The 24,177-nt window shown below is 58.9% G+C and carries 20 protein-coding genes; 9 read left to right on the forward strand and 11 right to left on the reverse strand.

Translation table 11 applies throughout. From position 1 onward, the window contains the following. The first annotated feature begins 8 nt into the window (after positions 1-8). Together ABRP93_RS00915 and whiA are read left to right on the forward strand one after the other, a co-directional pair. Positions 9-986 (forward strand): gluconeogenesis factor YvcK family protein, encoded by a 978-nt coding sequence (locus ABRP93_RS00915; protein WP_023022456.1) that lies wholly within the window; start codon positions 9-11, stop codon positions 984-986. Between the two features lie 143 nt (positions 987-1,129). Further along, complete coding sequence (gene whiA / locus ABRP93_RS00920) at positions 1,130-2,119, forward strand: DNA-binding protein WhiA (protein ID WP_023022454.1); 990 nt, start codon at positions 1,130-1,132, stop codon at positions 2,117-2,119. Positions 2,120-2,246: 127 nt separating this feature from the next. On the opposite strand, the gene ABRP93_RS00925 is transcribed toward whiA, so the two are convergent. Beyond that, positions 2,247-3,893: an L-lactate permease gene (locus ABRP93_RS00925; RefSeq protein ID WP_349862202.1), complete on the reverse strand. Its 1,647-nt coding sequence runs from the start codon at positions 3,891-3,893 to the stop codon at positions 2,247-2,249. 547 nt (positions 3,894-4,440) lie between these two features. Between ABRP93_RS00925 and gap the strand changes: the two genes are divergently transcribed. The 4 genes from gap to secG all read left to right on the forward strand — a co-directional run bounded on the left by gap (position 4,441) and on the right by secG (position 8,058). After that, positions 4,441-5,448 (forward strand): type I glyceraldehyde-3-phosphate dehydrogenase, encoded by a 1,008-nt coding sequence (gene gap, locus ABRP93_RS00930; protein WP_349862203.1) that lies wholly within the window; start codon positions 4,441-4,443, stop codon positions 5,446-5,448. Positions 5,449-5,576: 128 nt separating this feature from the next. Continuing rightward, positions 5,577-6,794, forward strand: coding sequence for a phosphoglycerate kinase (locus tag ABRP93_RS00935; protein ID WP_302520569.1), 1,218 nt, complete (start codon positions 5,577-5,579; stop codon positions 6,792-6,794). A gap of 46 nt (positions 6,795-6,840) precedes the next feature. After that, positions 6,841-7,623, forward strand: a complete 783-nt coding sequence (tpiA, locus tag ABRP93_RS00940; RefSeq protein WP_349886519.1) for a triose-phosphate isomerase — start codon at positions 6,841-6,843, stop codon at positions 7,621-7,623. Positions 7,624-7,821: 198 nt separating this feature from the next. After that, positions 7,822-8,058 carry a preprotein translocase subunit SecG gene (gene secG / locus ABRP93_RS00945; RefSeq protein WP_005279116.1) on the forward strand — a complete coding sequence of 79 codons (237 nt, stop codon included), beginning with the start codon at positions 7,822-7,824 and terminating at the stop codon, positions 8,056-8,058. 150 nt (positions 8,059-8,208) lie between these two features. Here the strand turns inward: secG and pgl are convergent, their stop codons facing one another. The 5 genes from pgl to tkt all read right to left on the reverse strand — a co-directional run bounded on the left by pgl (position 8,209) and on the right by tkt (position 14,790). Further along, the gene (pgl, locus tag ABRP93_RS00950; protein WP_349862205.1) at positions 8,209-8,970 is read right to left on the reverse strand and encodes a 6-phosphogluconolactonase; all 762 of its coding nucleotides are present in this window, start codon (positions 8,968-8,970) and stop codon (positions 8,209-8,211) included. A 47-nt stretch (positions 8,971-9,017) separates the two neighbouring features. Beyond that, positions 9,018-9,953 (reverse strand): glucose-6-phosphate dehydrogenase assembly protein OpcA, encoded by a 936-nt coding sequence (locus tag ABRP93_RS00955; RefSeq protein ID WP_349886521.1) that lies wholly within the window; start codon positions 9,951-9,953, stop codon positions 9,018-9,020. A gap of 14 nt (positions 9,954-9,967) precedes the next feature. Next, complete coding sequence (zwf, locus tag ABRP93_RS00960) at positions 9,968-11,500, reverse strand: glucose-6-phosphate dehydrogenase (RefSeq protein WP_349886522.1); 1,533 nt, start codon at positions 11,498-11,500, stop codon at positions 9,968-9,970. Positions 11,501-11,599: 99 nt separating this feature from the next. Next, a complete protein-coding gene (gene tal, locus ABRP93_RS00965; protein ID WP_349886524.1) occupies positions 11,600-12,685 on the reverse strand; it encodes a transaldolase in 1,086 nt (361 codons plus the stop codon). A gap of 32 nt (positions 12,686-12,717) precedes the next feature. Continuing rightward, positions 12,718-14,790 (reverse strand): transketolase, encoded by a 2,073-nt coding sequence (tkt, locus tag ABRP93_RS00970; protein ID WP_349886577.1) that lies wholly within the window; start codon positions 14,788-14,790, stop codon positions 12,718-12,720. A 364-nt stretch (positions 14,791-15,154) separates the two neighbouring features. On the opposite strand from tkt, the gene ABRP93_RS00975 reads away from it, so the two are divergent. Further along, positions 15,155-16,099, forward strand: coding sequence for a heme o synthase (locus tag ABRP93_RS00975; protein WP_005279123.1), 945 nt, complete (start codon positions 15,155-15,157; stop codon positions 16,097-16,099). 53 nt (positions 16,100-16,152) lie between these two features. Here ABRP93_RS00975 and ABRP93_RS00980 read toward each other — a convergent pair whose 3' ends face one another. The 5 genes from ABRP93_RS00980 to mptB form a co-directional block, all read right to left on the reverse strand. Beyond that, the gene (locus tag ABRP93_RS00980) at positions 16,153-17,121 is read right to left on the reverse strand and encodes a quinone oxidoreductase family protein (RefSeq protein ID WP_023022432.1); all 969 of its coding nucleotides are present in this window, start codon (positions 17,119-17,121) and stop codon (positions 16,153-16,155) included. Positions 17,122-17,178: 57 nt separating this feature from the next. Continuing rightward, on the reverse strand, positions 17,179-18,207 hold the full coding sequence (locus ABRP93_RS00985) for a COX15/CtaA family protein (RefSeq protein WP_349862209.1): 1,029 nt from the start codon (positions 18,205-18,207) through the stop codon (positions 17,179-17,181). Between the two features lie 70 nt (positions 18,208-18,277). Next, entirely contained in the window at positions 18,278-19,042 is a 765-nt protein-coding gene (locus ABRP93_RS00990) for an ABC transporter permease (RefSeq protein ID WP_023022428.1), read from the reverse strand. An 85-nt stretch (positions 19,043-19,127) separates the two neighbouring features. Continuing rightward, positions 19,128-20,057, reverse strand: a complete 930-nt coding sequence (locus ABRP93_RS00995; protein WP_023022426.1) for an ABC transporter ATP-binding protein — start codon at positions 20,055-20,057, stop codon at positions 19,128-19,130. Between the two features lie 6 nt (positions 20,058-20,063). After that, complete coding sequence (mptB, locus tag ABRP93_RS01000; RefSeq protein ID WP_023022424.1) at positions 20,064-21,788, reverse strand: polyprenol phosphomannose-dependent alpha 1,6 mannosyltransferase MptB; 1,725 nt, start codon at positions 21,786-21,788, stop codon at positions 20,064-20,066. A 215-nt stretch (positions 21,789-22,003) separates the two neighbouring features. Between mptB and ABRP93_RS01005 the strand changes: the two genes are divergently transcribed. Both ABRP93_RS01005 and sufB read left to right on the forward strand, forming a co-directional pair. Then, a complete protein-coding gene (locus tag ABRP93_RS01005; RefSeq protein ID WP_349886526.1) occupies positions 22,004-22,741 on the forward strand; it encodes a helix-turn-helix transcriptional regulator in 738 nt (245 codons plus the stop codon). After that, a complete protein-coding gene (gene sufB / locus ABRP93_RS01010; protein ID WP_349886527.1) occupies positions 22,738-24,177 on the forward strand; it encodes a Fe-S cluster assembly protein SufB in 1,440 nt (479 codons plus the stop codon). Before ABRP93_RS01005 ends, sufB begins: the two co-directional genes overlap by 4 nt.

A 24,177-nucleotide genomic window follows, 5' to 3' on the forward strand; every position in this document is an offset into this window, starting at 1 on the left:
ATAACTGTATGAAACACCCTTCTCATATGGTCTGCCTTGGCGGCGGCCATGGCCTTTATCAAACGCTTTTATCCGCACGGCGCAGTAATGCGGCGGATATTTCTGCCATCGTGACGGTTGCCGATGATGGCGGTTCCTCGGGGCGCCTGCGCCGGGAACTGGATATCATTCCGCCCGGTGACCTGCGCATGGCGTTGGCCGCGCTAGCCGATGACAATCGCGTAGGCGAGCTGTGGGGCAAAACCCTTCAGCATCGCTTCGGCGGCAATGGCGCCATGGCTGGCCACGCCGTGGGCAACCTCATGATCGCGGGTTTGACCGGGGTCTTGGGCGATTATCAGGCCGCCTTGGACGCGGTAGCGGAGCTTACCCACTCGCACGGGCGGGTCATCCCCGTGGTTCCGCACCCCTTAGAGATTGAGGCCGATGTCTCAGGGCTTGACGATGACCCCCGAGTCATGCGCCAGGTCCGTGGCCAGGTCGCGGTGGCATCGACGCCGGGGCATGTGCGGCGCGTGCGAATCCTGCCTGAAGCCCCACAAGCCAATCCCGCCGCGCTGGAGGCCATTAGGCAGGCTGACCTTATCACCATCGGTCCAGGATCCTGGTTTAGTTCGGTCTTGCCGCACACGTTGGTGCCAGAAATCGTCCAGGCCATTTCTGAGTCCAATGCTTTGCGCGTGGTCATGCTCAACCTGTCGGCCGAGCCGGGAGAAACCCAAGGCTTTTCCGCGGAGCGCCACGTGCATGTGCTGGCCCGTCACGCCCCGGATTTGCGCATCGACCGCATCGTCGTGGATGCGGCAGCGCTGCCAAATGAGAGCGAACGGGTATATGTGCAGCGCGCCGCGCAAGCCTTGGGCGCACGCGCGGTATTTGCGGATGTCAGTATCCAGGATGACAATGGACAGCGATTGATGAAACACGATCCAGACAAACTTTCTTCTGTCATCGTGGATCTTTATAACGAGTACCGGCGGGCCTAGCTAAGGTCAGGCCAGCCAGTCCTCAGGGCGCGGGACTCGGTAAAATAAGAGAATTCCGTTTCCCACGCAGTAGTTGGCGCGCGTGGGACCGTGCATTGCACAAGCGTCATTCGTGACTGTGACAGAGAAATGGGGCGAACTAGGTGACCACACCGTTGACCGAACAGGTCAAAGAAGAACTAGCGGCGGTTGGCGTGACACGTCAGTCCGCGCGCGCTGCGGAGCTTGCATCTATCCTGCGCTTCGCCGGAGAGGTAGATGTCTCTGGCGAGAGCATGGCCTATGAGCTTGAGCTCGATAACAAGGCAATTGCGCAGCGCATCATCGTGGCTTTAGACGAGCTTTACGGGATAGAAGCGGAAAGCCACGTTGTCGGCCCTGCGGGGACGGTGAAGAAATCGCGCGTCATCGTGCGCATCACTAAAGGAGCGAGGGAGCTTACCCGGCGCCTAGGCCTGATTACTCGCTCCGGTCATGCCGTGGTGGGTCTTCCGCCGCAGGTCATTTCCGGCACCGTGGCTGATAGCGAGGCGGCGTGGCGCGGTGCCTTCCTTGCGCACGGCAGCCTGACGGAACCAGGGCGCTCTTCGGCATTGGAGGTAACCTGCCCCTGCCAAGAGGCCGCGTTGGCACTCGTGGGCTGCGCACGGCGCCTGGGGATTTCCGCGAAGACTAAAGAGACCCGCGGCGAAGATCGGGTGGTTGTCCGCGACGGCGATGCCATCGGTGCACTGCTTACCCGCATGGGCGCGCAAGTGACCCGCTTGTCTTGGGAAAAGAAGCGGGTAAAGCGTGAGGCGCACGATACTTCGCGCCGGTTGGATAATTTTGATGATGCCAACCTGCGCCGCTCGGCACGGGCCGCCGTGACCGCCGCGGCGCGCGTGGATCGGGCGATGGAAATCCTCGGTGATGACGTTCCTGAGCACCTAGCCGATGCCGGCCGCTTGCGCGTGCAGCATCGCGAGGCCTCGTTGGAGGAGCTTGGCAGGCTCGCGGATCCGCCCATGACTAAGGATGCCGTGGCCGGGCGCATTCGGCGCTTGTTATCCATGGCGGATAAGCGGGCCGAAGAATTGGATATCCCCGATACCAACGAGTCCATCTCGGACGATCTTTTTGGTGACTCATAATCGCAGGGCACGATTGACTTCAGCTCATTGATCCACGAAAGGCGGGAAGGAATGCATTGAGGTGCTTTCCTTCCCGCCTTGTGTTGTGCCGCGGCTGAGGTGCTTTTAGTTAGCGGTGGCTTGTGCTTTATGGGACCAAGAAGCCCAAGACGTTGGTCATCAAGAAGACGATGACACAGACAACGGCCAAGAACGCGATGGAGTAGCCCACGACGTTTTTCAGGATGACAGATTCCTTGCCTTCCATGGATACGGCGGTTGCCGCAATGGCCAGGGACTGTGGCGAAATCATCTTACCCACAACACCACCGGCGGTATTGGCGGCCAGCATGAGGTCAGGGTTCACACCAATGCGGTCAGCGGCGGCGACCTGCAGGTTGCCAAAGAGCGCATTTGCAGAGGTATCGGAGCCAGTAACCGCGGTACCAATCCAGCCCAGCACCGGAGCGAAGAGCGCGAAGATGGAACCAGCGGAGGAAACGAATTCACCGATGGCGATGGTCTGACCCGAGTAGTTCATCGTGTAGGCCAGAGCGAGGACCAAGACAATGGTCAGGCCGGAGAACTTCATGCGGTTGGCAACTTCACCAAAGGCCTGCACGGGTTGGGCGAAGCTGAGCTTGTAGCGGCCGTTTTCGTTCCAGAAGTGGTAAACGATGGCCACAATAATGCCGGAGAGCAAGAGCAAGGTACCCGGGTTGCCAAAGACATTGAAGCTAAAGCTGGTGTCCATGGCCTCACCATTAGTGCCGATGACGGTGCCATCAAGCAGCGGCCACGCGAACTTCAGCTTCCAGAATCCGAAGATCGCTGGTGCTGCGGTAGCAACGGCAAATACTGCGGTAACGACGGCGTAGGGCAGCAGCGCCATCCAGATGCGGCGGCCGTTCAAGTCGGTCGCGGTTTCTGCGGCGGGCAGCTCCATGCGCTCGCGCAGCTGGGTAACGCCCCGTGGTTTCCACACGCGGAGGAAGATGAAGGCGGCCCCCAAGGACACAATGCAGGCAATAACGTTGGTGAGCTGGTAAGCAAAGAAGGTTGCGGTAAGCCACTGTGCTCCGGCAAAGGAAATACCGATGACCGCGGCGGCGGGCGCAGTTTCCTTCACGCCGCGCATGCCGTCCAGGATGAATGCGATAAGGAACGGGACGATGGCGGCAATGACCAAGACCTGCAGGGCAATAAGGCCGGCAATATCTTGGGTTTGCTCGGCGGTACGCCCGCCAACCTCACCGGCGGTGGTGACTGGAATACCAACCGCGCCGAACGCCACTGGAGCGGTATTTGCAATGAGGACTACCGTGGCTGCGCGCAGGGGCTTTACGCCGAGCGCCATAATCATGGTGGCGGTGATGGCTACGGGGGCGCCGAAGCCCGCAAGGGCTTCAAGGAGGCCACCGAAACAGAAGGCGATGAGCATCGATTGGATGCGGATATCGCCATCGCCTAAGAGGTCGAAGGTCTTACGCAGATCTTCGAAGCGGCCTGAGGCGACCGTGATCTCGTAAAACCAAATTGCCGTAATAATGACCCAGACAATGGGCAATAGGCCGAAGAGCCCACCGCGGACCGCGGAGGACAATGCCATATCCACGGGCATCGCAAAGGCAATTATGGCTAGGATGATGGAGGTCGCAAGGGCGACGGCTCCTGATGTATGTGCGCGGGCTTTAAAGCCCATCAACATAATGAAGAAAGCGACGAGGGGGAGAATCGCCACGAGCGCGGTGAGCCCAAGACTGTCTCCCACAACAGAGGTGTTTATCTCAAACATTGAGTATCCTCGATTCTAACGGGGGTACTATCGCAGGCGCATTCGGTCTGCGGGGGGATGTAAATTTGTTGCCCACGCGTTTCAGGCGAGAGATTAGCGCCCAGCGAATGCCCGAGTGCTACCTGGAACACAGTGAGTTAGCGCAAGCATATCGCGTCATAAAAGCTGTGGTGTGATTTGGGTTAAATTAGTTTATAGCACCGTATCTTTGGCAACCGGTGTGCGACGAAGTGGGAAAAATGCTTTGGGTAGTGATATATCGCACATTAACGGTGTAAAGTCCACAAGAACCAACCTAAACGGGCTTGAACAGCCGGTTCATTCGGAAGAAACAAAGGAACTCGGGAAAATTATACGCCCATATCGGGAAAGTTTCAGATACTGCACTGCCAGCCGTGAAGGCCTCTGCACGCGGCTTAAAGGCTCTGTAGTATTGCGGTTGTTGGGCAAAGCCTCGGGCACCTTACTCACCCAGAGCAGTAAAGTACTCGAAGGACCCGCGGTAGGCCCATAGAAATAATTACTCGACTCTTTGAGGAGATTTACAGTGACTACCCGCGTAGGCATTAACGGCTTTGGCCGCATTGGTCGTAACTTCTTCCACGCTGTTAACCGGACCGACAACGACCTTGAGATCGTTGCCGTCAACGACCTGACCGATAACCAGACTCTCTCTAACCTGTTGAAGTACGACTCCGTACTGGGTCGCTTCGACGGCGAGATTACCTACGACGATGACTCCATCACCGTCAACGGCAACCGCATCCGGGTCTTCAATGAGAAGGACCCGAAGAACCTGAAGTGGGGCGAGTTGGATGTAGACCTCGTTATCGAGTCCACCGGCCTGTTCACCAACGGTAACGACGCAAAGGCTCACATCGAGGCCGGCGCCAAGAAGGTCATCATTTCCGCCCCTGGTAAGGAAGTTGACGCAACCTTCGTCTACGGTGTTAACTCCGACACCTACGACCCAGCTGAGCACAACGTTATTTCTGCAGCTTCCTGCACCACCAACTGCTTGGCCCCTATGGCCAAGGTCTTGAATGACAAGTTCGGTGTGGAAAAGGGCCTGATGACCACCGTTCACGCATATACCGGTGACCAGCGCCTGCAGGACGCTCCCCACAAGGACCTGCGCCGCGCCCGCGCCGCAGCCGTCAACCTGGTACCTACCTCCACTGGTGCAGCTAAGGCCGTGTCCTTGGTCCTGCCTGAGCTGGAAGGCAAGCTGGACGGCTACGCAATGCGCGTTCCGGTCATCACCGGTTCCGCAACCGACCTGACCTTCACCGCTTCCCGCGACGTCACCGTTGAGGAAATCAACGCCGCACTCAAGGAGGCAGCTGAAGGCGAGCTGAAGGACACCCTCGCATACACCGAGGATCCTCTGGTTTCCACCGACATCGTCACCTCCCCGCACGGCTGCATCTTCGACGCCGGCATGACCAAGGTCTCCAACGGCAACCTAGTCAAGGTTCTGGGTTGGTACGACAACGAGTGGGGCTACACCTCCCAGCTCGTCCGCATGACCAACCTGGTTGCAGAAAAGCTCTAAAGTTCTAAGACAGAGCAGTCCTTAATGCGATACCGGCCACAACGAACGCCCTGACGGCACGACGTTGTGGCCGGTATCCTTTTATGTAGGAACCTCAACTGTAGAGTTCACTTTAAAAGGAGTAACACATGGCTTTTAAGACCCTAGATAACCTGCTAGAAGAAGGCGTAGAGGACCGCCACATTCTGGTTCGTTCTGACTTCAACGTGCCGCTGGATGATGATGGAAATATCACCGATCCCGGCCGCATTACCGCATCTCTTCCCACCATTAAGGCTCTTGTCGATGGCGGCGCGAAGGTCATCCTTTCCGCACACCTCGGCCGCCCCAAGGGTGAGGTAAATTCCAAGTACTCCCTGGCTCCGGTCGCAGAAGCGCTGTCTGAGGCCCTAGGCCAGTACGTTGCCTTGGCCAACGACGTCACCGGCGAAGACGCCCACGAGCGCGCCAACGGACTAAACAGCGGCGATGTCATGCTGGTAGAAAATGTTCGCTTTGACCCACGCGAGACCTCTAAGGATGAGGCAGAGCGCGGCGAATTCGCCGACGAGCTCGTCGCCCTGGCTGCCGATAACGGCGCCTTCGTCTCCGACGGCTTCGGCGTTGTTCACCGCGCACAGACGTCTGTGTATGACGTCGCCAAGCGCCTGCCCGCCTACGCCGGCAAGCTGGTGGAAAAGGAATTGGACGTATTGTCCACCGTGGCCAAGGATCCAGCGCACCCTTACGTCGTCGTTCTGGGCGGCGCAAAGGTTTCCGACAAGCTCGGCGTTATCGAAGCCCTTGCCGGAAAGGCCGACAAGATCATCATCGGCGGTGGCATGTGCTACACCCTTCTGGCCGCTAAGGGCTACAACGTTCAGGAGTCTTTGTTGCAAGAGGACCAGATCGAAAACTGCAAGAGCCTGCTGGAGCGCTTCGGCGACAAGATCGTCCTTCCGGTAGACCTCACCGCCGCCAGCGAGTTCGCCGCAGACGCTGAGACCAAGGTTGTTGAGCTCGATGGCATCCCTGAGGGCTGGATGTCCCTGGACATCGGACCCAAGTCCGTCGAGAAATTTGCCGACGTACTGGCAGATTCCAAGACCGTATTCTGGAACGGACCCATGGGCGTATTCGAAATGGAAGCCTTCTCCAAGGGCACCGCTGGGGTGGCGCAGGCGATTATCGATGCCACCTCCTCCAACGGTTCCTTCTCCGTCGTCGGCGGCGGCGACTCCGCAGCCTCCGTGCGCACCCTGGGTCTCGACGAGGATGGCTTTAGCCACATCTCCACCGGCGGCGGCGCATCCCTTGAATACCTCGAGGGCAAGGAGCTGCCGGGCGTTTCCGTGCTCGAGGCATAAACCGCTTAAAACAGCTAAATACAGGCGTACACAGAAAGGATTAATTATGGCACGTACACCACTTATTGCTGGCAACTGGAAGATGAACCTCGATCACATCGAGGCCATCGGTTCCATTCAAAAGTTTGCCTTCTCCCTGCCGGAGGATTACCACGACAAGGTCGATGTAGCCTACATGGTTCCATTTACCGATATCCGCACCATTCAGACCCTCGTTGAGGGCGATAAGCTGAAGATCACCTACGGTGCGCAGGATATCTCCAAGCACGAATCCGGCGCCTACACCGGTGAGGTATCCGGTCAGATGCTGAGCAAACTGGGCTGCAGCTGGGCAGTCGTCGGCCACTCCGAGCGCCGCGAATACCACGGCGAAACTGACCAGCTGGTCGCTGAGAAGGCCGCAGCGGCCCTGGAGAATGGCATCAGCCCCATCGTCTGCGTGGGCGAGCCGCTCGACGTGCGCGAGGCCGGAACCCACGTTGACTACGTGGTGAACCAAACCCGCGATTCTCTGCAGGGACTTAGCGCCGAGCAGCTATCCAAGACGGTTATCGCCTACGAGCCCGTGTGGGCCATCGGCACCGGCAAGGTTGCCTCCGCCGATGACGCGCAGGAAGTGTGCGCCGCCATCCGCGGCCTGGTCAAGGAACTCGCGGGCGACGAGGTCGCCGAGGGCATCCGCATCCTGTACGGCGGTTCCGTGAAGGTCGATTCCGTTGCTGATATCGTCAGCAAGCCCGACGTAGACGGCGGCCTTATCGGTGGTGCTTCCTTGGTAGGAGAGGACTTTGCCAAGTTGGCTGCCAATGCCGCTAATGCCGTTAGTTAACATGCGTTAACAACCATCACAAGGTGACTTGTGTGCCGCGGGTTGGGGTGAGCCCCGCCCGCGGCATGGTGTACAGTAGGCCCTTGTGATTGCTTTGCGTAGGCAAAGCAGGTAAGTACTTCGCGCCGGTGGCTAGCGTGACTTTCGGTAGTACATCGAAGGTGCCACTGGGCGCACGTTGAGAAAAGGAAGAACCTCATGGTCTTAGCACTGGAAATCATTTTGCTAATTTCAGCTATTTTGATGTCCATCTTTGTGCTTTTACACAAGGGCAAAGGCGGCGGCCTGTCTAGCCTTTTCGGCGGCGGTGTGCAATCGAACCTGTCCGGTTCGACCGTGGTGGAAAAGAACCTAGACCGCTATACCGTCGTCATGGTGATTATCTGGTTGGCCTGCATCGTTGGCCTTAACCTTATCCAGGCCTACGCTTCTTAGGAAGCACGCGGCAGGCCACCGCTAACCACTAGCGGCGGCCAACCGCGCAAAACAGCGCCGGTACTTCAGTCACATAACCCTTCGTAGAGAAGGGAAAGGACCGAGGTACCGGCGCTTATGCGTTAAGTGGCGGTGCCGGCGCTGCTGGCTTTACAGCTCCTGGGCGGCATCGTCTGCCAAGAACAGGATCGTTTCCTTCGTCCCCTGCGCACCGGCGGCTGGGCACTCTTCAGCGTCGACGCCGTCAACGATGTTCTTTGCGGCAGCGGCCTTTTCTTCCCCAGCGACTAAGAGCCAGACGCGCTCGGACCTATTGACCGCCGGCAACGTGAGGGTAATGCGCTCGCTCGGCGGCTTGGGCGAATCGTGCACCGGTACCGCGAGTTCTTCCTGCTCACGGATGGCAGGAGAGTGGGGGAACATGGAGTTAATGTGGCCTTCTGCGCCCATTCCCAAAAGGTGTAGATCGAAGCCCAAAGGTGCGAAGTCTTTCAACTCTGGCTCGTAGGCATTGGCGGCAGCCTCCATGGAGACCGCACCAAGGTCGAATCCGTGGATATTCTGATCGGGGATATCGACGTGGTCGAGCAACGCGGAACGCGCTTGACCTTCATTGGAATCTGGGTCACTGACCGGAACATTGCGCTCATCGCCAAAGAAGATATGCACGCGGGACCAATCGATGCGCAAGGCGGGATAGTTCTCACCTTGCTGCTGGGCGGCGAAGTCAAGGCGCGCGAGCTCGTGCAGCAGTCCAATTCCTGCGCCCCCACCTGTTAGTACGATTCTTGCTACGCCGTCACCATGGAGGCCACCATTGCCGGCTTGGATACCGGCGATGGTCTCGATGAATTTGAGTGCGGCTTGGGAAATAAGGTCATCTACATCGCTGACGCGGTGAAGCGTTACCATTCGGTATCAGAATCCTTTGCAAAGAATCGGTATAAACAAGTGCGCTGTTAAAGCTTACTGTAGTCTACTTCTCCCAGAGCACGTAGTGCCTGGGCGTAAGTTTTATCGGCATCGAGGTGTCGCAATTCCTCAGAGAGGATTTCGGTTTGCGTGCGCGGGCTCAAACTGACTAGCGAGTCAGGTGTACCCGGTACGCGCACTCGCACAGTGCGCTCATCGACGACATCCACATCCACGTGGGTCGATTCCCGGTTAAAGCGCAGGTGGGTAACCGGGAAATAGTCACTATTAGCTTCCTCGGCCGTGCGCTGTACCGGGACGCTGAGGCGGTCGAGCAACCAACCCGCTGCGAAGTTTGGCGCAGGATGCCCGGCGGGGCCGGCGACCTCTACCGATATCACCTTCTCATGGGGATGGTGATCGAGCGCCGATGCGACAACCCCGCGCCATAGCGTGATGGAGGCCCAGGACATATCGGAATCGCCGGGGGAATAGCCATCAGAAAGCGCGCGCAGATCCTGCTCGCCCACGGTGCCTTTATGAGCCACATTGGTGATGCGGCGTTGGGCCAATTTGCCCACGGGGCTCTTTGACGGCACCTGGGGGCACACGTTGGGCCACCATGCGACCAGCGGGGTATCCGGCAGCAAGAGCGGGGTGAGCACGGACTCGGCTTGATCCGCGAGCGCACCATGCAATTGCATGACGACGGTCTCAGAGGCACCGGCCTCGCCGCCGACGCGGAGCTGGGCATCGAGCTGGGTATCAGAATTCGGGTCGCCGGGGACCACGACGAGCACGCGGGAGGGGTGTTCATGAGAGGCATCGCGCACAGAGGCAAGGATTTGCTCCAGATCGTCACCTTCTTGTGCCTCCACGATTAGGGTGAGCACCCGGCCCGTGGTGCGGGTGTAGTGCTCTTGGGCATCGACAAGCTTCTTGGCTATTTCACCGGTGGTGGTATTAGGCAATGGAATAATCATTGACTACGTCCCTTCTACGGGCGGCGCCAGGAATGACCCCGGCGGCGCAGCATCTTATCGGCTGAGGTGGGCCCCCACGTGCCCGCTTTATAATCTTCGGGCTCACCATGCTTGGACCAATAATCGATGATCGGATCCAAAATCGACCATGATAGTTCGACTTCTTCATTGGTGGGGAACAGGGATGATTCATCGAGGAGGGCATCCAGGATGAGACGCTCATAGGCCTCGGGGGATTCCTCGGTGAATGCCTCGGCGTAGGCGAAGTCCATGTTCACATCGCGTACCTCCATGGTGGAGCCCGGCACCTTTGAGCCAAAGCGCATGGTCACGCCCTCGTCTGGCTGAACCCGGATAACCACCGCATTTTGGCCAAGGGCATCGGTTTCGCCATCGACAAAAGGCTGGTTCGGTGCGGCCTTGAAGACTAGGGCGATCTCGGTGACGCGACGTCCCAGCCGCTTTCCCGTGCGCAGGTAGAACGGCACGCCTCCCCAGCGCCGCGAATTGACCTCCAGCGTACACGCCGCATAGGTCTCGGTAGTGGAGGCGGGATCAAAGCCTTCTTCTTCGCGCAAGCCCTTCACGTATTCCGAGCCCTGCCAGCCGGCGGTGTACTGGCCACGAGCGGTGGTTTTATTCAGCGGATGCACCGGCTGCGTAGCGCGCAGCACCTTGACCTTTTCGGCGCGCAGTGCCTCCGGCTCAAAGGAGGAGGGTTCCTCCATTGCGACGAGGGCGAGCAGCTGCAGAAGGTGGTTTTGAATAACGTCGCGTGCAGCGCCGATTCCGTCATAATAACCAGCGCGGCCGCCGAGGCCGATATCTTCAGCCATGGTAATTTGCACGTGGTCGATATAGTGAGCGTTCCACATTGGCTCAAAAATCTGGTTGGCAAACCGCAGGGCCATGATGTTTTGTACGGTTTCTTTGCCCAAGTAGTGATCGATGCGGAAGACGGCCGATTCGGGGAAGACCGCGTTGACGATTTCATTGAGCTCGCGCGCGGATTCCTGGTCATGGCCAAAGGGCTTTTCGATGATTACGCGGCGCCAGGAATCCTCCATGGAATTGGCCATGCCCACGCGTTCCAATTGGTGGCAAATATCGGAGAAGAACTCTGGCGGCACCGAAAGGTAGTACGCCCAGTTGCTTCCCGTTCCGCGGGCCTTATCCAGCTCGGCCAACCGCGCAGAAAGCCTGTCGAAGCCCTCATCGTCGAAGGAGCCTTGCACGAACTCGATTCCCTGGGATAAGTGCTCCCACACATCGTGGTTAAAGTCAGTGCGGGCACCGGCTTCTACCGCGTTACGGAAATAATCGCAGAAGTCCGCGTTATCCCAGTCCCTGCGGCCATAGCCGACGAGCGTGAAGCCGGCGGGCAAGAGGCCGCGGCTGGCGAGGTCATAGATGGCTGGCAGGAGTTTTTTGAAAGCTAAATCGCCGGTCACGCCAAAGATGACCATGCCTGCGGGGCCCGCGATGCGTGGCAATCGTTTATCGGCGGCATTACGCAAGGGATTGGCCCAAGCGGCTGAGTCCGTCACGGATTATCCTTCCTGGAGGGAAAAGCTAAGCAGTCTTTCAACTAATGGCGTCATAATGCCCCGCCGGCTTTCCGGCGGGGCTAGGACCACGGTCGTAGTTTACGCGAGTCGCTGATTGAGGGAATCAAGGAGGTCATTCCACGCGGCGACGAACTTATCCACGCCCTCGCGCTCAAGGACCACAAAGACATCTTCTAGGTCAATGCCCACCGATTCGAGCTGGGAGAAGACCTTCTCGGCTTCTTCGCCGGCAGTGGATAGGGTATCTCCGTGGAAACCACCTTCCTGCAGGACCGCATCAATGGTCTTTTCCGGCATGGTATTTACCGTGTGCGGCCCAGCCAGCTCGGTCACGTACAGCGTTGCTGGGTAGTCAGGGTTTTTTACGCCCGTGGAAGCCCACAGTGGTCGCTGTACGGGTGCGCCTTCTGGGAGGCCGTTGTCACCGAGCAATTCCTCTTGGAAGAGGGCGTAGGCACGCTGCGCGTTAGCGACACCGGCCTTGCCGCGGAGGGACAAGGCCTCTTCGGAACCGATAGCCTCTAAGCGCTTATCAACTTCCGTATCTAGGCGGGAGACGAAGAACGATGCGACCGAATGGATCTTGGTGATGTCCTTGCCACCCTCGGCCGCGCGCTTGAGCCCAGCCTGGAATGCGGAGATGACCTCGCGGTAGCGAGACACCGAGAAGATCAGGGTGACATTGACGCTGATTCCCTCTGCCAAGGCATCCTCGATAGCGGGGAGGGAGCCCTTGGTAGCCGGAATCTTGATCATCGCATTGGGGCGGGCCACCTGGTCCCACAGTTCGCGGGCCTGCTTGAGAGTTGCCGCGGCATCGTCGGAGATGCGCGGATCCACCTCGATGGATACGCGGCCATCCTGGCCGTCGGTCTCAGCATAGATATCGGCAAAAAGGTCACAGGCGTTTTGTACGTCCGTAATGGCCAGGGAGTAGACGGCTTCATCGGCCGAAGCGTTCTTCTCCTTCAAGGCCGCCAGGTCTTCGTCATAGGCCGTGCCGCTGGTCATGGCGGTGGCGAAGATGGCCGGGTTGGTGGTTACGCCCACGATGGACTTGGAGGAAATAATCTCCTTCAAGTTTCCGGATTCCAAGCGCTGGCGCGAGAGATCATCGAGCCACGTGGAGGTGCCCAATTGGGCAAGTTCAGAAATGTTGTTCATAGTCATTCCTTTTAGCGTCGGTGAGGTGGGGCTTAGCTTTGAGCTTCGGCGATGCTCTCGCGTGCGGCATCGGCTACCGCAGCAGAGGTGAAGCCAAACTTTTCGAAGAGCTCATCGCCGGGAGCGGAGGCGCCGTAGTGCTCTAGGGAGACGTTGCGGCCGAAAGTACCGGTGTACTTGTGCCAGGACTGAGCGAGGCCGGCCTCGACGGAAACGCGGGCCCTCACGCTGCTGGGCAGAACCGATTCGCGGTACTCTGTGTCCTGCTCGTCGAACCACTCCAGGCACGGCGCGGATACCACGCGAGCGGCCGTGCCTTCGCTTTCGAGCTGCTGGGCGGCCTCCACGGCGAGCTGTACCTCCGAGCCGGTGGCCAGCAAGATGACATCGGGCTCATCCTTGGAGCCTGCGACCAAGGTGTAGGCACCGCGGCGAACGCCATCGTGTGCCTTTTCCTTGGTGCCTTCCAAGATGGGGAGGCTCTGGCGGCTGAGCGCAAGGCCCTTCGGGGCTGCCTTGTATTCCATCGCTGCGGCCCAAGCTTGCGCGGTTTCATTGGCATCGGCAGGCCGGATGACGGACAAATTCGGAATGGCGCGCAAGGCTGACAGGGTTTCTACCGGCTGGTGGGTAGGGCCGTCTTCGCCCAAACCAATGGAATCGTGCGTCCACACGTAGTAGGTATCGGTAGACATCAGCGAGCCGAGGCGCACGGCAGGGTACTGATACTCGGAGAAGATCAGGAAGGTACCGCCATATACGCGGGTATTTCCGTGGAGGGCGATGCCGTTCATGATGGCGGACATCGCGTGCTCGCGGATGCCAAAGTGAAGGTTGCGGCCATATGGCTGCGCAGACCACTTATTGGTGGTGATGTTTTCAGGGCCGAAGGAATCCGCGCCCTTAATCACGGTGTTATTGGACCCCGCCAGGTCGGCCGATCCGCCCCACATTTCCGGCAAGGCGGCGGCCAGCGCCTGGATGGTCGCCTCAGAGGCCTTACGGGTGGCAATCGCATCCCCTGGCTCCCATACGGGGAGCTCGGCATCGAAGTTCTCCGGCAATTCGCGGGCGCTCATGCGGTCAAAGAGCGCCTTATTCTCTGCGTTGTTTGCCGCCCACGCGTCGAACTTCTCTTGCCACTGCGCGTGCTTTTCGGCGCCCCGCTCGCGCAGCTTGCGGGTGTGGGCCAAGACCTCATCATCAATGTGGAAGGTCTTTTCTGGGTCGAAGCCGAGGACTTCCTTGGTGGCGGCAACTTCGTCATCGCCAAGCGCGGCGCCGTGGACGCTGCCGGTATTCATCTTGGTGGGGGCAGGGTAGCCAATGACCGTCTTCACGCGGATGAAGGAGGGGCGCTCCGTTTCCTGCTGGGCATTGCGCACTGCCTCTTCAATGGCAACGACGTCCTCGCCGGACTCAACGGTCTGGACGTGCCAGCCGTATGCCTCATAGCGCGCAGCGACGTCCTCGTTGAAGGCGATATTGGTGTCATCCTCGATGGAAATGCGGTTGTCATCCCAGAAGACAATCAGGTTGCCCAGCTTCTGGGTGCCTGCCAAAGACGATGCCTCAGCGGTAACGCCTTCCTGCAGGTCGCCGTCGGAGGCAATGGTGTAGACGTAATGATCGAAGGGGGATTGGCCGACTGGTGCCTCAGGATCGAAGAGGCCGCGCTCCTTGCGGGCGGCCATCGCCATACCTACCGAAGATGCCAGACCCTGGCCGAGTGGACCGGTGGTGATCTCCACGCCATCGGTGTGGTGCACCTCAGGGTGGCCAGGGGTAAGGGAGCCCCAGGTGCGGAGCTGCTCGAGATCTTTCATCTCCAAACCGAATCCACCCAAGAAGAGCTGGATGTAGAGGGTCAGGGAAGAGTGGCCGACAGACAATACGAAGCGGTCGCGCCCTGCCCAATTCACGTCATTGGGGTCGTGGTTGATAACGCGCTGGTAGAGCGTGTAGGCGAGGGGAGCCAGCGACATCGCCGTGCCTGGGTGCCCGGAGCCGCAGTTTTGGACGGCATCGGCAGCAAGCACGCGCACAGTGTCGACCGCGCGAGTATCAGTGTCTGTCCAGTCGTCCGGATAACGGCGCTCGACCATAGCTTGCAGGTCTGGGGACAAATTATCTTTCGACACGGTATAAGGCCTCGCTTAAATCTAGGCGTTAATTACTGAACTCCACACAGTCTAGTTACTTTTTTGACGGCGGTGCGGAATTATTGAAAGCCGCGGGGAACCGGTAAGCTGGCATGGCTAAGCGGTGTACGGCACAGCATTAGTTACTCTCTGCATTTCCGCTGCATTGCTACGATCCATGTGTAGCGCATTTTATATGTAAGCCATAGTGTGAATTAATTCTCCGGAACTTTTGTGCCGGAGCGTGCGACCACTACACCGTGGGCATAGCGCACTGTGTAGCGTGTGTGCTGTAGATCAACGTCTGTTCAGATAGTGGAGGAATTCCTTGGAGACCATCAAGGCCTATTTTGCGCTAACGAAGCCGAGGATTATTGAACTCCTCCTCGTGGCCGCAATTCCGGCGATGCTCCAAGCACAACGGGGCGTTGAGGCGGTTTCTGAAAATATCTGGCTCATCATTTCCACCATTTTCGGTGGATGGATGGGCGCTGCGGCCGCCCATACCTTTAATAATGTGGTCGATTATGAAATTGACCAAAAGATGCAACGCACCCGCGCGCGCCCACTTGTGCGCGCCACGATTTCGAAGCGGAACGCGGCGATCTTTGCTTGGATCATGCTCGTGGTGTCGGTGCTGTGGCTGGGCATCCTGGCAAATTCTTGGTTGGCGGCGTTCTTCGTCATCCTCACGAACTTTTTCTATGTATTCGTCTACACCAAGTTTTTGAAGATGCGCAATGCCCAAAACATCGTGTGGGGCGGTTTAGCAGGATGTATGCCGGCCATGGTGGGCTGGGCCGTGATCCGCGATAACGCGCCAGCGGGCGAGCCCGACCGCTGGTGGCAGGCAATAGTCCTATTCCTCATTATCTTTTTCTGGACCCCGCCACATACCTGGGCCTTGGCCATGAAATACAAGGAAGATTACCGCAAGGCCGGGGTGCCGATGCTGCCGGTCGTGGCGACGGAACAAGAAGTAACCCGCCAAATCGTGTGGTATTCCGTTGGCACGGTTATCGTCACGCTGCTGATCGTCCCCGCGGCATCGTGGATTTACCTCATTGCCGCCGTAACTTCTGGCGCGGTTTTCTTATGGCTAGCCATCCGCCTGCACCAAGGCGTAAAGAAAGGCGCAAAGGTAAAACCCATGCGCCTGTTTATCTATTCAAATAACTACCTGTCGGTACTCTTTATTGGCCTGTCCATCGATGCCGTCATAGGTTGGGAGCCAATCGGCCGGATGCTTGGTTGGTCCGCCACCCTGTTTTAGAACCCAGTAGCACGCTGCAGCGCGAGCCCGTGTGGCTCGCGCTTTATTCTTCCTTAGTCCTGCTTTACCCGCAGAACAATAGAACCGGTGGTGCTACGCGATTGTAGGTCGCGGTGGGCCTGCTCTGCTTCTTCCAAGGGATAGGAGGCCGATACGTTGAACTTGAGGTCCCCGTCCATCACGGCCTGGACGACAGCTTGCGCACGCATCTGGAATTCGCCCTCTTGCGCCGTCCACGCGCCGAGCGAAGGCCGGGTCAAGAAGATGGAGCCATGCTTATTGAGCAGCTGCGGATCGATGGGCTCAACCGGGCCAGAAGCGGCACCAAAGAGCGCGACGGTGCCGCGCGGGCGAACGGCCTCGAGCGATTCGAAGAAGGTGGCTTGCCCCACGCCGTCATAGACCACATCGACGCCGCGGCCGCCATTAAACCGACGAACCTGCTCGCCCAAACCATCGCTGTAGCGAAAGACATGGTCGGCGCCGCACTTATACGAGATCTCTTCCTTTTCATCGGTGGAGACAACCGTATAGACCGTTGCCCCCAAAGAGGATGCCATTTGGGTCAACAGCTGGCCCACACCGCCCGCACCAGCGGTAATGAGGCAGGTAGCGCCTTCGCCAAGCTCATACACGCCGTGGGAAAGGAAGTGGGCGGTCATGCCCTGTAGCAGCATGGAGGCAGCGATCTCGGTGGGGAAATCATCCGGTACAGCGACAAGGCCGTTCCGGGGGACGCAGACCTGCTCGGCATAGGAACCAAAGGCGTGGTGCCATGCCACTAGGGAGCCTTCCGCAATTTCCCCCTTGGGATCGTGGACAACGCGCCCCGTTCCCTCAAAGCCAGGGATAAAAGGCGTCTGGGCGTTATAGATACCCTCGCGGTAGTAGGTATCGATATAGTTCACGCCCGCCACGGTGACATCAACTAAGACTTCGTCCTCACTAGGCGTGGGCGCAGGAACCTCGGCGTAGCGCAGGACTTCCGGCCCGCCCGTTTCTGTGATCTGGATAGCATGCATAAGGCCATGCTATCCCACAAAGCGCAGTAGCTGCAGAAAAATTGTGCTGTCTAAATCCTAGACGGCGGCGCGTTCCTCATTTAATGATTGCTGGCGAACGGCGTATTTATCGTCGCCGGCGGGAGAGCCCGAGATGAGGTCTGGCGTGCCACCGACGCGGTGGCGCCCGTGTGCCCAGAGCAGGGCGGTAAAGCCGGTGACCACGGCGGACATACCTATGTGGAAGGGGACCGTCCACCGCGGCACGCCCAGGTAGAACTGCAAGACGCCCACGGCCCACTGGATGAGGATGCAGACGATAAGGACCCACCCTGCCTTCTTGGTCTCCTGCGGGGTGCGGTGCTTGTACAGCAGGAAGACGGTAATGGCGGTAAAGATGAGGTAGACGTACATGCACATGGCGTGGGCGATGGCCATGGACTCGGTATCCACATCCAAGCGGCCGTCCATTCCCACGCCGGAGTCGCCGGAGTGGACGCCGGAACCGGTCACCATCGTCCCGGTGATCAGGACGATCGAGAGGGCGATGGTCGCGATGACGGCGAGGATGCGAATCGCTTGCGGGAACCGCGGCTGGGCGGTGCCATCATCGGGTTCTTTGATGCGGGCATACAGCATGCAGGCAAGCCACACCAGCACCATGGAAGGCAGGAAGTGAAGAGCCACGGACCACCAGCGCAGATCCAAGTGCACGGAGATGCCGCCGATGACGGCCTGCAGGACGATGCCGGCCACGTTGAGCCATGCATAGACCCTGAGCTCAGGCCGGCGGCACGCCATATACATGGCGATGACTGCCGCGCCTGCTGCGGCGGAATCGACGAAGGTGAGCAGGCGATTACCAAACTCAATGATCTGGTGGATTGCCGGTGCTGCGCCCTCTACCGGTACCAAGGAACCAGGCTGGCATTGGGGCCAGGTGGGGCAACCCAGGCCGGAACCGGTGACGCGGACGATGGAACCAGATACGGTGATGCCGCCTTGGCAGAAGATCAGGATCAGCGCGATAAGTCGCTGTTGCTCCACGGTAGGGACGGCTTCTTTAAAAAAGCGTTTAGTTCTGGTCCAGTAATTCACAAGCTGCATCTTACTAGGGGGTGTGTAGCGAGCCGAAACCTTTGGCTCTATTTCGCGGGGAACTGGGTATAACTCACATTTAGCCGTCGAAACGGAACCAACGAACGGCCGCATACGACGCCACTGCCAGCCACGCGGTCAAGGAAATGAGTTCGATGCCAGGAAAGGTGGAATTGGAGGCATCGGCAAGCGCGCCCGCTAGCGCCACGGTGGGCACGATGTTGAGCAGGCCATTATCCCCCAAACCCTGGGAGTAAAGAGTCCAGCCGACGATCGCCAGCAGGATGAACCAAATGAGGTTGGCCAGCGCGAGTACGGCCTCAGAGCTAAGGGTGCCGCCAAGCACCAAACCCATGGCGGTAAAGGCGGCGACGCCAAATATGAGCGAGACGATCATGAGCAAAATACCGGGCACACTGATGCGCAGACCCAGGGCAAAGGCCGTGGCACCGAGCACCAGAATCTGGAATACCACCATCGTCAGCACGCCTATGATCTTGCCGCCGATAATCGCCCACGCCGGTACGCCGGAAGCGCCGGTGCGCTTTAAGGCCCCATAGCGGCGGTCAAAGGCCAGGGAAATTGCTTGCCCGGTGAAACCAGCCGACGTCGCCGCTACCGCAAGCACCATGGGAAAGACCTCGTGTAGACCATGGCCTGTGGTTGATTCCAGGTGGGCGGTCCCAATCAGGATGGCGAGTGGGATAACGATGCTGAGCAGTTGTTGTTCGCCGTGGCGCAGCATGAGCTTGGCTTCCATGACGCCTTGGGCAAGGATGATGGCGCCCGCACTCGCCCGCTTGGGTGCTGGGCGGAAGGTGCCGGGGGAAAACGTTGTGCTCATAATCGGGGGCCTATTCCTTGAAAATTCGCTTGTAGTGGGTGCGTGTATTGGTGATTCTAGGATGAAGACAAGGCACGAGGCTTCATCAACTGCGCAAGTGCCTGCCTGTGAGATCAAGGAATACTTCCTCGAGGTTCCGGTGGTGGGATTCCAGGCTTCGCAAAAGCACTCCTTGCCGGGCGAGCTCGGCGGCGAGGGCGGAAATCAGTTCCGGTGAACTGGGCTGGCTCACGCGGTAGTGCAGTGGCCGCGAGGCGGTCGTGGGGATCCCAATTCGCTGCAAGGCGTCCAGATCGACTGCGGAGTTGGCACTAAAACTAAAACCGGCGCCCTCGCCCTGGGCGGTAAGTTCCGCCGGCGTTCCCTGCGCCACGAGCGCGCCGTGATCCATGATGGCGATCTGATCCGCCAGTGATTCAGCCTCATCCATCAGGTGGGTGGTCAGAATAACGGTGGCCCCGTCGCGCTTGAGGGCGCGGATGAGGTCCCACACGGCGAGGCGGGATTGGGCGTCCATGCCTGCGGTGGGTTCATCGAGGAAAACCAGCTCGGGCCTGCCGATGACCGCGAGTGCCAGCGATAGCCGCTGTTGTTGCCCGCCGGACAGCCGCCGGTAGGACGTGCGTGCCACGCCTTGCAAGCCGAGGGTCTCGAGCAACCATTCCGGTGGCAGTGGATTGGCGTTATAGCGAGCGGTCAATTCCAGCATCTCTAGCACGCGGATGCCTGAATAGGACCCGCCGCCTTGTAGCATGATTCCCACTTTTTCGCGCACCTTATCTGGTGCGGTGCTGGGGTCAAGGCCCAAGACCTTAATGGATCCGGCGGTGGGGTGGATAAAGCCTTCAGACATTTCGATGGTGGTGGACTTGCCAGCACCATTGGGCCCGAGCAGGCAAAATATTTCGCCGTGTGCAACGCTCAGGCTGAGCCCATTGACGGCTGCCGTGGGGCCAAATTTCTTTACCACACCGTCCAAGGACAGGGCGGGGTTATCAGCTGGAATTGCATTCACGGGTGCCTAGTTTAAGACACGGATTCCGTTTCGGCGCATTGCAACCCACCACACGCCGGCTACTACGGCGAATGTGCAGGCAGCGGCGATATAAATGGAAAGCACCGTCCCGGCAGGCAAACCCAAGCCGCGCGGTAGGACGAAAAAGCTCATCGCGCCGGTATAGGCAACGACGCTAAACCGGAAGATGTGCCGGTTCGCCCACGCCGCCAACGGCAAAACGGCCCAGAGGATGTACCACGGGTGGACCACTGGGAAGAAGATAACGAGCACGAGGGTAGAGATTCCCAGCCCGCCCACGGGGTGGATATATCCGCGCAGCGTGGCAAAGAGCATGCGGGACATGAAGGCGACGGCGACCAAGACGCCGAAACTGCGCGTGATGGTCAATATGGCATCGGTGTGGTCCCCAAGGCCTAAAAACATGCCGAGGAAACCGGCGCCCACTCCCGTGGCCGTGGATAGGGAAAGCCAGGAGCGAATCGTGGCGGCTCCGCCTTGCCCGGTAATCCACCCGAGGTTAATGCCCGTGATGATACTGATGAGCGCAATGGTGACTACGAGCACCGCGCCCTGCACGGCAATGGCTATAAATAAGGCCCGCCAGCGCGGCACGCGCGCCTGCACGTGCAGGTGGCGGGCATACGCCATGCCGATAAAGCCGAGCCCAATAAAGCCGGTGACCTTGACCATTCCGGCGCAGGATAGGAAAAAGCCAGAGGCTATAAGCGCAACGTAGGCTCCTCTTTTATCCTGCCCCAGCTTATCGATGCCCCTTAATCCAAGCTCCATGCCCAGCAACGACAATCCAAGCATGATGGATTCATTATGGATACCGCCGACGAGGTGAAGGATGGTCAGCGGGTTCAAGATGCCGAGCCATAGTGCGGAGGCAGGGGAGACGCGGCATCGCTGAGCAAGCTGTGTGATGGCCCAGCCGGCCACGATGATGCCCACGATGGAAAGTAGGCGGTGGGCGATGACGCCTAAGACAATGGAATTTCCGGTGATGATGCTGACGATGGCCGCCAGCCCCAAGGCAACGGGCCCATATGGTGACGGTGAATTCGCCCAGATAAACGGAACGGAGCGCGCGAGCTCGTTGCCAGCGCCCAAGAGCTGAACTGGGCCGGCGGAATAGGGATCCATCCCTTGGGCCACGATGGAGCCATTGGCCAAATAAGAATAGATGTCTTGGGTAAATAAGGGTGCGGTAAAGATGAGGGGGATGATCCACCCAGCCCACGTGATCCACAGCTGGCGCGGGGAGACCAGCCGGCGGGAGCGATCGCTGGTGGGCTCGCCGGGTCGCGCCTGGCGCAGCGGGGTGCCCACGAAGGGGGCGAGGAAAATCCAGGCCGTTACTAAAAGCCCCACGCCCACCATGACAAGCGCAGACGAGGTCTGCAGCATACGCGACATGAGCGAGCCAAATGGCACATTGTCATAAGGGTTGCCCACTACAGGCAGCGCGCCTGCTCCCAAAGCGCCAAAGGCAATGAGGAGGGAACCGACGGTTCCGGCCCACCGCAAGATGAAAAAGGTGCGCTTTTGGGAGACCGTGGTGTGCTGCAGTTCCTCTGGCGCTTGGGTGATGAAATCGTAGCGAGTATCCCCGGCTTGCGCGCCGGTGCCTTCGGCGTGCAGCTGCGCGGAACGAGAACCTGCGGTGCCCAAGCGCGGCAATTCTGCCTTAACGCTCTCGAGCACTCCCCGTAGTTTCCCTTTCATGGCTTAAGACCTTACGCGAGGACCGTGGGGTGGGAAATTTACCCCCGCCGCCACGCCCGGTGACTGCAATGGTGGCATTCCGGAATGAATTAAGGAACACTAGTGTTGTCTAATGATGAAAGCGCAGTTATGGCGCTTGCGTGGCGACGGCATTTCCGGCGCGACGGAGCGCGGTGACTGCAGGCAACTGACCTAAGGAAGGGAGGTTTTAGGGCATGGCTAACTCACAGCGCGCGGCAGCGGCGCATGTGGCGGTGAAAGAATCACGGTCCACGGATGGTGATACCCGCCGCCAGGTACTGCTGCTATTGCTTAAGGACGGCCCTGTAACCGCCTCTTACCTGGGTGAGCGCCTTGGTCTTTCGACCGCCGGGATCCGCCGGCATTTAGACATTCTGGTGGAAGAAGAACTAACGGAAGTTGTCGAGCGCCGTCCAGTTTCTCGTTCGCGGATGCATTCCGGAGCGGGTCGTGGGCGACCGGCAAAACACTTCCGCCTGACGGATCGTGGGCGTGCGCAATTTGGCCACGCCTATGATGAATTAGCTTCTGAAGCGTTGACCGCGCTGCGCTCTGCGGGCGGTTCAGAGGCTGTAAAGAACTTCGCTAAGGCTCGGTTTGAGCGCATTATCGCCGATGCGCGTCCCTTTGTGGACTCGGGAGAATCGGTTGAGGAAGTGGCGCGCAAACTGGCTGAAACCCTAGATAAGCACGGTTACGCCGCAACCGTGGACCGTGCTGGACAGGGCGTGCAAATCTGTCAACACCACTGCCCGGTAGCCCATGTGGCGGCCGAGCATCCCGAACTGTGCGAGGCAGAGCAGGAAGTCTTTTCCGCCCTCTTAGGCAAACACGTACAACCTCTGGCTTCTATCGCAGATGGCCACGGAATTTGTACCACGAATATCCCCTTGACACCTGTCAAAACTAATACTGAAAGGAGCGAGTCATGACCCAGGCACAATCGGCACCTGATAATAAGATGACCGATGATGAGATCATCGATTCTATTGGTGCGTATGAGTACGGCTGGCACGACTCGGACTCGGCCGGCGCTTCTGCCGCCCGTGGCCTGAACAAGGACGTTGTCCGCGATATTTCCGCAAAGAAGGGTGAGCCGGAGTGGATGCTGAACCAGCGTCTCAAGGCTCTTAATATCTTTGACAAGAAGCCTATTCCTTCTTGGGGCGCGGATCTCTCCGGCATCGACTTTGACCAGATCAAGTACTACGTCAAGTCCACCGAAGAACAGGCGCAGACCTGGGACGACCTCCCGGATGATATTAAGGCCACCTACGATAAGCTGGGCATCCCAGAGGCGGAAAAGCAGCGCCTAGTTGCCGGCGTGGCAGCACAGTACGAGTCTGAGGTTGTCTACCACCAGATTCGCGAAGACTTGGAAAGCCAGGGCGTTATCTTCGTTGATACCGATACCGCGCTGCGCGATTACCCAGAGCTTTTTAAGGAACACTTCGGCACCGTTATTCCTGCCGGTGACAATAAGTTCTCCGCGCTTAACTCTGCAGTGTGGTCCGGCGGCTCCTTCATTTACGTTCCGAAGGGCGTGCACGTTGATATCCCGCTGCAGGCCTACTTCCGTATTAATACCGAGAACATGGGCCAGTTCGAGCGCACCCTTATCATCGTGGATGAGGATGCCTACGTTCACTACGTGGAAGGCTGCACCGCGCCCATCTACAAGTCGGACTCCCTGCACTCCGCGGTGGTGGAGATCATCGTGAAGAAGGGCGGCCGCTGCCGCTATACGACGATTCAGAACTGGTCCAGCAACGTCTACAACCTGGTGACCAAGCGCACCAAGGTGGAAGAGGGCGGCACCATGGAATGGGTCGATGGCAATATCGGCTCCAAGGTCACCATGAAGTACCCGGCCGTGTGGATGACCGGTCCGCACGCTAAGGGTGAGGTGCTTTCCGTCGCCTTCGCTGGCGAGGGACAGTTCCAGGACACCGGTGCGAAGATGACGCACATGGCGCCCTACACCTCCTCCAATATCGTCTCCAAGTCCGTTGCCCGCGCCGGCGGTCGCGCTGCCTACCGCGGACTGGTGCAGGTCAACCAAAATGCGCACCACTCCACGTCCAACGTGGAATGTGACGCCTTGCTCGTGGACAATATCTCGCGTTCGGACACATACCCGTATAACGACATCCGCAACGAGTACGTCACGCTGGGCCACGAGGCTACCGTTTCGCAGGTTTCTGAAGAACAGCTGTTCTACCTCATGTCCCGCGGCATTGCGGAAGAAGAAGCAATGGCAATGATCGTGCGTGGCTTCGTTGAGCCGATTGCTAAGGAGCTGCCGATGGAGTACGCCCTCGAGCTCAACCGCCTCATCGAACTGCAAATGGAAGGATCGGTCGGCTAA

Origin of the sequence: Corynebacterium sp. KPL2850 (assembly GCF_040225855.1) — a bacterium.
In the GTDB taxonomy this organism is placed as follows: Bacteria; Actinomycetota; Actinomycetes; order Mycobacteriales; family Mycobacteriaceae; genus Corynebacterium.

Excerpts from the sequence above, each read along its gene's own strand:
- ABRP93_RS00915 (WP_023022456.1), top strand. The coding sequence starts at position 9 with ATGAAACACCCTTCTCATATGGTCTGCCTTGGCGGCGGCCATGGCCTT.
- ABRP93_RS00925 (WP_349862202.1), bottom strand. The coding sequence starts at position 3,893 with ATGTTTGAGATAAACACCTCTGTTGTGGGAGACAGTCTTGGGCTCACC.
- ABRP93_RS00935 (WP_302520569.1), top strand. The coding sequence starts at position 5,577 with ATGGCTTTTAAGACCCTAGATAACCTGCTAGAAGAAGGCGTAGAGGAC.
- tpiA (WP_349886519.1), top strand. The coding sequence starts at position 6,841 with ATGGCACGTACACCACTTATTGCTGGCAACTGGAAGATGAACCTCGAT.
- secG (WP_005279116.1), top strand. The coding sequence starts at position 7,822 with ATGGTCTTAGCACTGGAAATCATTTTGCTAATTTCAGCTATTTTGATG.
- pgl (WP_349862205.1), bottom strand. The coding sequence starts at position 8,970 with ATGGTAACGCTTCACCGCGTCAGCGATGTAGATGACCTTATTTCCCAA.
- ABRP93_RS00955 (WP_349886521.1), bottom strand. The coding sequence starts at position 9,953 with ATGATTATTCCATTGCCTAATACCACCACCGGTGAAATAGCCAAGAAG.
- tal (WP_349886524.1), bottom strand. The coding sequence starts at position 12,685 with ATGAACAACATTTCTGAACTTGCCCAATTGGGCACCTCCACGTGGCTC.
- tkt (WP_349886577.1), bottom strand. The coding sequence starts at position 14,790 with ATGGTCGAGCGCCGTTATCCGGACGACTGGACAGACACTGATACTCGC.
- ABRP93_RS00980 (WP_023022432.1), bottom strand. The coding sequence starts at position 17,121 with ATGCATGCTATCCAGATCACAGAAACGGGCGGGCCGGAAGTCCTGCGC.
- ABRP93_RS00985 (WP_349862209.1), bottom strand. The coding sequence starts at position 18,207 with ATGCAGCTTGTGAATTACTGGACCAGAACTAAACGCTTTTTTAAAGAA.
- ABRP93_RS00990 (WP_023022428.1), bottom strand. The coding sequence starts at position 19,042 with ATGAGCACAACGTTTTCCCCCGGCACCTTCCGCCCAGCACCCAAGCGG.
- mptB (WP_023022424.1), bottom strand. The coding sequence starts at position 21,788 with ATGAAAGGGAAACTACGGGGAGTGCTCGAGAGCGTTAAGGCAGAATTG.
- ABRP93_RS01005 (WP_349886526.1), top strand. The coding sequence starts at position 22,004 with ATGGCTAACTCACAGCGCGCGGCAGCGGCGCATGTGGCGGTGAAAGAA.
- sufB (WP_349886527.1), top strand. The coding sequence starts at position 22,738 with ATGACCCAGGCACAATCGGCACCTGATAATAAGATGACCGATGATGAG.